The organism is Limosilactobacillus reuteri subsp. porcinus, assembly GCF_036621895.1.
Taxonomy (GTDB): domain Bacteria; phylum Bacillota; class Bacilli; order Lactobacillales; family Lactobacillaceae; genus Limosilactobacillus; species Limosilactobacillus reuteri_J.
The window spans coordinates 23,757-30,659 of record NZ_LN887384.1 but is presented as its reverse complement, the minus strand read 5'-3'; the positions used below and the strand labels follow the sequence as shown (position 1 = coordinate 30,659).

Sequence of the window (6,903 nt, the reverse complement as noted above, 5' to 3'; positions counted from 1 at the left end):
TCTTGTTCATCGGTGCAGTACTTTGCCTTAGACTTCCTTCAGATTCCACCTCACAGTGGACACCCTTGTCCTCAGCTCATGGTTCCGACTACTACGGCCCATAGCGGACTCTCACCGCCTAGCTAATACCCATGCCGGGCGCACATAATAAAGAGGTTGGATTATTTTCTCCAACCTCTTTTTGATATTATACCTTAGATATTGCGTTGCTTAGAAGCAGCATTCAATCGATTAATTGCACGCTTGAGGTGAACTTCTGCACGTGATAAATCGCTCTGGTTATGCTTCTTCTTTGCTTCTTCGATTGCAGACTCAGAACGCTTTTTAGCTCTCTGTGCCCGCTCAACGTCAATTGCTTCAGGCATTTCAGCACTATCAGCTGCGATTGTAGCATTTTGACCATCAAATTGAATAATCCCACCGTTAACCGCTGCAACTTCATCAGTGCCTTCAGAATGTTTAATTCGAACTGTACTGATTTCAAGTGCAGCAATTAATGGTACGTGGTTAGCCATGATTCCCATTTGTCCACCAGCAGTGTTCATAACGAGCATAGTAACCTTATCATTATCATAGACGGTGCCATCTGGAGTAATAATAGTGACCTTAAAAGTATTTTCAGCCATAATTATCCCTCCTAGTCTTCTGAGCTATCTTCGTCAGTCTCAGCCTTCATTTTCTTTGCCTTTTCAACAACGTCTTCAATTGGTCCAACTAACCGGAAAGCTTCTTCTGGAAGATCATCATACTTACCAGCAAGAATTTCCTTAAAGCCTTTAATTGTTTCCTTTAATGGAACATATTTACCAGGTAAACCTGTAAATTGGGAAGCAACACTAAAGCTTTGGGAAAGGAAGTTTTGAATCCGCCGTGCACGAGCAACGATTGTCTTTTCTTCGTCAGATAATTCATCCATACCTAAAATAGAGATGATATCTTGAAGTTCATGGTATCGTTGAAGAACGTGTTGAACCTGTGTAGCAACTTCATAGTGTTCTTTACCAACAATTTCTGGAGTAAGAGCAGTAGAAGTTGAAGCTAATGGGTCAACGGCTGGATAAATACCGATTTGGGTTAATCGACGTTCCAAGTTAGTAGTTGCATCCAAGTGGGCAAATGTCGTAGCTGGTGCAGGGTCGGTATAGTCATCAGCTGGAACATAAACGGCTTGAATAGACGTAATAGATCCCTTCTTAGTTGAAGTAATCCGTTCCTGTAACTGACCCATTTCAGTAGCTAATGTTGGCTGGTAACCAACGGCAGAAGGAATCCGACCCAAGAGGGCAGAAACTTCTGAACCAGCTTGTGTAAACCGGAAGATGTTATCGATAAAGAGCAAAACATCTTGTCCCTTTACATCACGGAAGTATTCCGCAATTGTTAAACCAGTTAAGGCAACCCGCATACGGGCACCAGGTGGTTCGTTCATCTGACCATAAACCATGGCCGTCTTTTCAAGAACTCCAGAGGCCTTCATTTCATAGTACATGTCATTACCTTCACGGGTACGTTCACCAACCCCTGTGAAGACAGAAATACCATTATGACCTTGAGCAATGTTATGAATCAATTCCTGAATCAAAACGGTTTTACCAACACCGGCACCACCGAATAGACCAATCTTACCACCACGAACATATGGAGCTAGTAAATCAATAACCTTGATCCCAGTTTCCAAAATTTCGGTAGCATTGTTTAAGTCATCATACTTTGGTGCATCGCGGTGAATAGGCATCCGCTTTGCATCAGGACCAAATTTCGGTCCGTTGTCAACAGGTTCCCCTAAGACGTTAAATACTCGTCCCAGAGTATCATCACCAACTGGTACACTAATTGATGCGCCAGTGTTTTCAACTTCCATACCACGTTGAAGACCATCAGTACCGTCCATGGCAATTGTTCGAACAACACCATCACCTAATTCCAAGGCAACTTCAGTTGTTAAAGTCTTACCATCGCTTTCCTTAATCTTCAAAGCGTCATTAATTTCAGGAAGTTTTTCGTCTAAGGGAAATTCAACATCAACAACTGGTCCGATAACTTGTAAAACTTTACCAGAACTCATGTTGTTTCCTCCTACGTTAGAAAAAATTATTCTTGAGCAGTCATACCACCAGTAATTTCTGTAATTTCAGTGGTAATTGCTGCTTGCCGTGCTCGGTTATATTGCAATTCGAGAGTAGAGATAATGTCATCAGCATTATCTGTAGCTGAACGCATTGCATTCGCACTTGAAGAGTGTTCTGATGTCTTGGCATCAAGAATCGCTCCATAAATCAAACTTTCTGCATATTGGGCAACCAATGCAGAAATGATTTCTGTATCTGACGGTTCAAATTCATACTCGGCTGAAACATGCGCAGTACTTACATCAGAATTATTTAATTCTGTATTTTCTTGTACTTCATTTTCGTCATTGAGTAATGACTTTTCAGTAATTGGGAGTACATCGTGAACAATAACATTTGATGTAATCCGGTTAACGTAATGACTGTAAACCATATACATTTCATCAAATACTTGATCACTGTACATTTGAACAGCGGTCTTCACAATACTGTGAACTTCACGATAGGTAGGAACATCGCTAACGCCTGAATATTCGTAAACGACATTCATTCCCCTCTTCTTAAAGAATTCTGTCCCTGTTTTACCGACCGTCAGAAATACTGTGTTGTCTTTATCAAGATTGTGCTTAGCCATCATATCTAACGTTTGCTTGATAATATTACTATTGTAACTACCAACCAAACCTCGGTCAGACGTAATCACAAGCACCCCAGTCTTTTTAACTGCGCGCTTTTTAAACAGTGCAGCGTAAACATCATCTTGCGAAGCTGCAGATGTTGCGCTGTGAGATTTAACCAGATCAGACAACATTTGCTTAACCTTCTCAGCATATACTTCGTAGGTCTGAGTGTGGTGTTGAATTTGATTCAGTTTTGCGGTTGAAACCATTTGCATCGCCGAAGTAATCTGACGCGTACTCTTAGTGGAATCAATCTTATGTTTAACTGCAGCGAGTGAAGCTGGCACTAAATCTCACCGTCCTTTCGACTAATCATCATTAACTATTTTTCTTCAGCGGCTTGCTTTTTTGTCCCTTGAAATGTTTCAGAGAACTTAGCAACAGCATTTTGCAAGTCATCGCCTTCTGGTAGCTTACCAGTCTTCTTGATGGTGTCGTAGAGGTCTTGGTGGTTAGCATGCATGTAAGCAGCCAATTCACTTTCATAACGTTGAACATCTTCAATTTCGACTTTATCGATGAAGCCACGTGAAAGAGCAAATAATATTACAACTTGTTCTTCTACTGGTAGCGGATCATGTAATCCCTGCTTTAAGACTTCCATAGTCCGTTGACCACGAGCCAACTTAGCTTGCGTAGCTGCATCAAGGTCGGAACCGAATTGAGCAAAGGATGCTAATTCGTTGTATGAAGCAATATCCAAACGCAAAGTACCAGCAACTTTCTTCATTGCTTTGATCTGAGCGTCACCACCAACACGAGAAACTGAAGTACCAGCATCGATAGCTGGACGTTGACCTGCATAGAATTCATCTGAATCTAAGAAGATCTGACCATCAGTAATAGAAATAACGTTAGTAGGAATATATGCAGAAACATCACCAGCTTGCGTCTGAATGATTGGTAAAGCGGTCATTGAACCACCACCGAGGTCATCAGACAAACGAGCAGCACGTTCTAGCAACCGTGAGTGAGTATAGAAAATATCACCAGGGTAAGCTTCACGACCAGGAGGACGACGAAGAATTAATGAAAGTTCACGGTATGCATCCGCTTGTTTTGATAAATCATCATAAACAATAAGAACATCTTTACCGTTGAACATAAATTCTTCACCCATCGCAGCCCCTGCATATGGCGCAATGTATAACATTGGAGCAGGATTTGAAGCACTAGCTGAAACAACAATTGTGTAATCTAATGCTCCATACTTACGAAGGGTTTCAACACTAGCCCGAACAGTTGATTCTTTTTGACCAATAGCAACGTAAATACAAATTACGTCTTGGTTCTTTTGGTTAATAATGGTGTCTAACGCAATGGCAGTTTTACCTGTCTTACGGTCACCGATAATCAATTCACGCTGACCACGTCCAATTGGAACTAAGGCATCAATAACCTTAATACCAGTTTGAAGTGGCACACTAACACTCTTACGCTCCATAACACCTGGAGCTTTACGTTCAATTGGACGAGTTTTATCTGTCTTAATCTCACCAAGACCGTCAATTGGACGACCTAATGAGTCAACAACCCGTCCTAATAATGCATCGCCAACGGGTACTTCCATGATTCGACCCGTCCGCTTAACGGTGTCTCCTTCACGAATGCCTGTGTAATCCCCTAAAATAACAATACCTACATCATTACTTTCGAGGTTTTGAGCCATTCCGTAGACCCCGTTACTAAATTCGAGCAACTCACCAGCCATAGCATTATCTAAGCCATCGGCACGAGCAACCCCATCACCAACATAGGTAACAGTACCGGTTTCTTCGACAGATACTTTGTCTTGGTAGTTGGCGAGTTGTTTTTTGATGAGTGAACTGATTTCCTCAGTTTTAATGCTCATAAAGGTCTCACCTCTTTGAAAAAAGATATATTTATCTAACTAGTAAACGACGAATTTGCTTAATCTTTGAGCTGAGACTACCGTCTAATGTCTTATTATCAACATGGACAATAACCCCACCTAAAATTTCTGGATCAACATGTTCTGTTAAGGTAACTTCATTAGCACCAAAACGTTTTGCAAGATTAGCCTTTAGTTGATCCTCTTGTTGTTTATCGAGTTGGATCGCTGTGGTAACGTCAGCATGCATCCGCTTCATTTTACGGTCATACCGCCGTTCAAACTCATCAATAATTGCGACCATGCAGTCAATACGGCCGTAATCGAAAACCATTTGAATTAAGTTAGCAACGTACTTTGAAGCACCTTGCTGTAAAGCTTTAATCAATGATTTCTTTTCATCAAGTGACAGTTGAACTCCCGCAAGTGCGGCGTCCAATCCCTCGTTGTCCTCAAAGACTTGGCGTAAAGCAATCAATTCTTGATAAGTTTGATCGAGTTCGTTATCAGCATCGACCAATTCAAACAGTGCTTTCGCATAGCGATCAGCAACTGTCTTCTTATCAAGACTCATGTTCTACCAACCCTTCGATATAGGAATCGATCAATTCTTTTTGATCGTTTGCCTTTAATTCTTTTTGGATGAGTTTGGAAGCAATCTCAATAGATAAGTTTGCAACGTCATCCTTAGCACTGTTTAATGCATCGCGACGTGCTTGCTCAGCATCTTTTTGTGCCTGTTGCTTGAGAGCTTGGGCATCTTTTTGCGCTGTTTCAACAATCTGTGCTCGCTGAGTTTCCCCAGACTTTTTAGCATTACTTACAATCTCAGCAGCTTCTTGCCGTGAGCTTTGTAACTCAGCTTGTCGCTTTGCAGCCATCTTTTCAGCACTTTCACGTGAACGAGCAGCATTATCAATGTCATTAGCAATCTTATCTGCACGTTTCTTCATCATATCTGTTACTGGTTTCCAAGCAAAATGCTTAACTAATAGCATCAAGATGATAAAAGTAACGATGTAGAATACCAAGTCACCAATGTATAAACTGTTTGATTCAGCTAACACACTGTTTACAAACATCTATTGACACCTCCTTATCTTAAAATAAAAAACTTAAAATAATTACTTGTTCATAACAAGGAAGCCAATAACGATGGCAATAATAGGCATGGCTTCAATCAAACCAACACCAATAAACATCGTTGCTTGTAATCTACTTTGTAATTCTGGTTGACGTGCGATACTGTCAACTGTGTGTCCGATTAAGATACCGTCACCGATACCACCACCGATAGCGGCACCCATAGCCGCGAGTCCTGCAGCAATTGCTCCTAATGCCATTTTAAAATTCCTCCTTAGGGATTATTATTCGGAAATCTTCCGAGAAATATAAACCGTCGTTAATGTTACAAAGACATATGCCTGAATCGAACCGATAAATACGGAGAACCCTTGCCATGCTAGTTCCAAAAATAGTCCTGGAATAATAGTTAGGATTCCATGTGAGAATGCCATATTAGCAATCAAACTCATTAAAAGTTCACCGGCAAAAATGTTACCAAAAATACGGAGACCAAGAGTTAAGAAGTTAGCAAAGTCTTCGATAATGTTAACAGGAAGCATTAAAGTAAATGGTTTAGTGTATCCTTTCAAGTATCCACCAAGGCCATTATGTGCTACTCCAGCAGCGAATGCTAATACCATTACCATTAAAGAAAGTGTTAACGTAACAACTGGATCTGCCGTTGGACTTCTAAGCACTTCAGCTCCGTTCCAATGGAATTGGAAAATTAAACCGAATTGGTTTGCAAAGAAAATGAAAACAAACAAAACAAAGGCAAAGAAACTATAGTGCCCTTGTTCGGATGCTGGCATCTGACTTCGCACAATTCCATTAGTAAAGTCAACTAGCCACTCAAATACATTTTGTGCACCAGTAGGCTTCATTTGGATCTTTCGTGACATCCCGTAAAGAGTGAAGAACACGATTGCGTAGATAATCAGTCCAGAAACAATGTTCGTAGTATTGAACGTGAGTCCGAAAAGCTTAAAAGTTAAAGCATCACCGCCCATTCATATTCCACCTCTTTCCTTATAACAATAATTTGGCTTGTAAATTGGATGAACGTTGCAAATAAAACGAACTACCCCAAGTTACGAATGTTAATATATCATTAATTTCGTTAAAATTCAAAAAAACATTAGGTTTATATATACCTACTAATCAATTGATAACAGCGGAAAGAAAACGTTTTCATAGTTTCGATAAACTTTTTCTTACAATCTGTTTTTTTCCACGA

General features: G+C 40.5%; 8 protein-coding genes. All 8 read right to left on the bottom strand.

The window, feature by feature from the left end; genetic code table 11:
- Positions 1-194: 194 nt before the first annotated feature.
- From AACL61_RS04330 to atpB, 8 genes are read right to left on the bottom strand one after another with little or no spacing between them, the layout of a single operon-like run.
- On the bottom strand, positions 195-626 hold the full coding sequence (locus AACL61_RS04330) for a F0F1 ATP synthase subunit epsilon (RefSeq protein ID WP_019254221.1): 432 nt from the start codon (positions 624-626) through the stop codon (positions 195-197).
- A gap of 11 nt (positions 627-637) precedes the next feature.
- The gene (gene atpD, locus AACL61_RS04325) at positions 638-2,065 is read right to left on the bottom strand and encodes a F0F1 ATP synthase subunit beta (RefSeq protein ID WP_003666573.1); all 1,428 of its coding nucleotides are present in this window, start codon (positions 2,063-2,065) and stop codon (positions 638-640) included.
- Positions 2,066-2,091: 26 nt separating this feature from the next.
- On the bottom strand, positions 2,092-3,036 hold the full coding sequence (locus tag AACL61_RS04320) for a F0F1 ATP synthase subunit gamma (protein ID WP_102816565.1): 945 nt from the start codon (positions 3,034-3,036) through the stop codon (positions 2,092-2,094).
- Positions 3,037-3,071: 35 nt separating this feature from the next.
- The gene (gene atpA / locus AACL61_RS04315) at positions 3,072-4,601 is read right to left on the bottom strand and encodes a F0F1 ATP synthase subunit alpha (protein WP_102816564.1); all 1,530 of its coding nucleotides are present in this window, start codon (positions 4,599-4,601) and stop codon (positions 3,072-3,074) included.
- Between the two features lie 31 nt (positions 4,602-4,632).
- Positions 4,633-5,175, bottom strand: coding sequence for an ATP synthase F1 subunit delta (gene atpH / locus AACL61_RS04310; RefSeq protein WP_102816563.1), 543 nt, complete (start codon positions 5,173-5,175; stop codon positions 4,633-4,635).
- The gene (gene atpF / locus AACL61_RS04305; protein WP_339111024.1) at positions 5,165-5,683 is read right to left on the bottom strand and encodes a F0F1 ATP synthase subunit B; all 519 of its coding nucleotides are present in this window, start codon (positions 5,681-5,683) and stop codon (positions 5,165-5,167) included. Before atpF ends, atpH begins: the two co-directional genes overlap by 11 nt.
- Positions 5,684-5,725: 42 nt before the next feature.
- Positions 5,726-5,944 carry a F0F1 ATP synthase subunit C gene (atpE, locus tag AACL61_RS04300; RefSeq protein WP_003666561.1) on the bottom strand — a complete coding sequence of 73 codons (219 nt, stop codon included), beginning with the start codon at positions 5,942-5,944 and terminating at the stop codon, positions 5,726-5,728.
- Positions 5,945-5,968: 24 nt separating this feature from the next.
- Positions 5,969-6,676 (bottom strand): F0F1 ATP synthase subunit A, encoded by a 708-nt coding sequence (gene atpB / locus AACL61_RS04295; RefSeq protein WP_003666558.1) that lies wholly within the window; start codon positions 6,674-6,676, stop codon positions 5,969-5,971.
- Between the last annotated feature and the right edge of the window lie 227 nt (positions 6,677-6,903).